Source organism: Tropicimonas sp. (assembly GCF_047971885.1).
In the GTDB taxonomy this organism is placed as follows: domain Bacteria; phylum Pseudomonadota; class Alphaproteobacteria; order Rhodobacterales; family Rhodobacteraceae; genus Tropicimonas.
In genome coordinates this window covers 1-2818 of the sequence record NZ_JBKEAE010000068.1, presented here as the reverse complement: position 1 = coordinate 2818, position 2818 = coordinate 1, and the positions used below count along the sequence as shown (strand labels likewise).

Genomic DNA, 2818 nt, shown 5'->3' with positions numbered 1-2818 from the left:
GGCGCCGAGGTGAGGACGGTGAAGGCCGATGTCGCCACTGCCGAGGGTTGCAAGACGGTGATCGACACCGTCGGCGATGACATCGACATCCTGATCAACATGGCGGGCGGAACCGACAAGTTGATGCCGTTCGAGGAGCTCACTGACGCGGACTGGCAATATCAGTACGATTTCAATGTGATGAGCGGGGTCCGTCTGACCCGCCACTACATGCCGATCTTCAGGAAAAGGGATTTCGGCCGGATCATCTTCATGGCCAGCGAGGCCGGGCTGGTGACGCCGACCTGGCTGCCGCATTACGGGGTGGCGAAGGCGGCGGTGATCCGGCTGTCGCGCTTCGTTGCCGAGAATTTCCATGGCGCGAAGGATGTCACCGCGAATTGTGTCTCGCCCGGCGGCACGATAAGCGAATGGGTCTACCGCGAGGCGAAGGACACGCCGATCGAGGAATACGAGCGCAACCATTTCGCGGAAAACGAGGCCACCTCCCTGCTTGCCCGCTTTGCCGAGGCCGACGAGGTGGCGAACATGATCGTCTATCTGTGCTGTCCTGCTTCCACGGCAACACGCGGCGCGGTGTTGCGTGCCGATGGCGGCCCGGTGCGGTCGGACTGAACGCCGGAACGGGTCCGCAATTTCAGACGGTGTCGCCGAAGATCGGGCTCGCCGCCCTCCCCGGCGCCGTCTTCGTGCGAATCGTGGCCGCTCCGCGCTGTCGGCGGAGCGGCCTCTCTCCCGGTTCACGATGAGCGGCCGGCGTGGTCGGCCATATGGAGGCGTACAGATGGATTTCGGCATTCACACTTTCGTCTGGAATGACGGACAAACCCAGCAGGATATCGAGCAGGCGATGGAAATGACGCGGGAAACCGGGTTTGCGATCCTCGAACTTCCCGGTCTCGACCCAAGGGCGTTCGATCTTGACCGTCTCGTCCGGCGGGCCGTGGAGCTTGAAATCAGGCTCGCCGCATCCGCCGGGCTGACGCCCGCCCACGACGTGACCAGCGAGGATCCGGAGGTCGTGCGGCGGGGCGAGATGTTCCTTCTCGAAGCCGTCGGTGTGGCCCGCGATCTTGGCAGCACGCAGATGAGCGGCCCGATCTTTTCGGCGCATCAAAAATTCCCGACCATGCCGACCCGGGAGGGATGGAAGCGCAGCGCGGAGGTGCTTGCGCGGGTCGCGGAGACGGCGAAGGACGCGGGGGTGGCGCTCTGCCTTGAACTCGTCAACCGCTATGAGACCAACCTGATCAACACCGTGCAGCAGGGGCTCGCCTATATCGAGGAGAGCGGATCGGACAACATCTTCCTGCATCTCGACACGTTCCACATGAACATCGAGGAGGCCGACCCGGTGCAGGCGATTCGCCTCGCCGGCGATCGCATCGGCTATTTCCATGTCGGCGAGAGCAACCGGGGCTATCTCGGCTCCGGCACGGTCGATTTCGAGGCGACCTTCGATGCGCTGCTGGAGATCGGTTATTCCAGGGGCATCAGCATCGAAGCCTTCAACAGTCGCACCTGCCGCGACCACCTCAAGACCGTCTGTGCGATCTGGCGTGATGTATTCCATGACGATGTCGATTTCGCCCTGCACTCCAAGGTGTTCCTCGATATGCAATACGCGGCGGCACAGCGCAGGGCCGGAGCCTATGCGCCGGCATAACCCGCTGAGAGGCAGATCCTTCCCCGCGCTCCGGACGATGCAGCAATAACGAAGTGAAGATGGAGGGCTTGCCGTGGAGTCTGGGGCGGATAAGGCGTGCCGCGAGCGGATGCCGGAGTCCACGCGGCTGCTGGCCGTTGTCTGTGTCGTGTTCTTCACGGTCGGCATGTCTCAGGGCGCGATCGGGCCGGCGCTTCCCGATCTGGCACGACAGACCGGCTCGAACCTCGTCGCGGCCGGCGGTTCGCTGACGGCCATCTATCTGTTCGCGCTCGTCGGCCAGACCGGGGCGGGCCTGCTGATAAAGCGGCTGGGATACAGGGCGATATTCCTTGCCGGGATGACGGCCTTCGTCATCGGCACTTCGGGAATCGCGGCAAGCACCTCTCTGACGATATTGCTTTCGTCTGCCGGTTGTCTGGGCCTCTCCGTCGGCATGGTCCTGCTCACGGGCAATGTCGTCGCCGCCGAAGCCTCCGTCAGTGCCGGACCTCTCAATCTGGTAAATGCGGTGTTCGGTGTTGGCGCGATCCTCGCACCTGCGCTGGTGAGCGCGTCGATGGTCACATTCGGCACCGGGGTTCTGGCGATCTGGACCATTCCCTGCGTCATGGCGGGCGCGGCATGCCTGCTGCTGTTCTGGATGCCGCGACCTTCTACACCACAGGCACCTGACGGTTCCGGCGCGCCGGCCGGCCGCCGGCGCCTGCGATCAGTGGCCGGCTCTCCGACCGTCTGGATCATGGGCATCTTCATGATCGGCTACATGGCGCAGGAGGTCGGTATCAGCGCCTGGCTGCCAACAATCCTCAATCGCGCGATGGAGATGCCGCTTTCCCTAGGGGCAATAGCGGCATCGCTCTTTTGGCTGCTGATGACACTTGCCCGGTTTGGTGCCGTCTGGGTCAGCCGCTACGCCGGGCCGCATGCGATCCTGCGCCACTGCATCAGGCTGTGCATCCTCGGCGGGGCGCTTCTGCTTGCGGGCTCCGTGACCGGGCATCAGGCGCTCGGCTGGCTTGCCGTCACAGCGCTCGGGGTGGCGCTCGGCCCGATCCTGCCAACCATGCTTTCCATCGCGCGCACCGCATTCCCGGATGAGGCGGGCATGGTCACAGGAATGGTGATCGGCATCGCCAATATCGGCGGCGC

Annotated in this window: 3 protein-coding genes; all 3 read left to right on the top strand. The window is 64.1% G+C overall.

The annotated features are described in order from the left end of the window. Positions 1-615 (top strand): SDR family NAD(P)-dependent oxidoreductase (locus ACK5IR_RS06980; protein WP_416927279.1); only part of this gene is annotated, 615 nt, incomplete at its 5' end. A gap of 169 nt (positions 616-784) precedes the next feature. Continuing rightward, complete coding sequence (locus ACK5IR_RS06975; protein WP_416927277.1) at positions 785-1666, top strand: sugar phosphate isomerase/epimerase family protein; 882 nt, start codon at positions 785-787, stop codon at positions 1664-1666. A gap of 109 nt (positions 1667-1775) precedes the next feature. Next, a partial coding sequence (locus ACK5IR_RS06970) for an MFS transporter (RefSeq protein ID WP_416927275.1) occupies positions 1776-2818 on the top strand: 1043 nt, incomplete at its 3' end.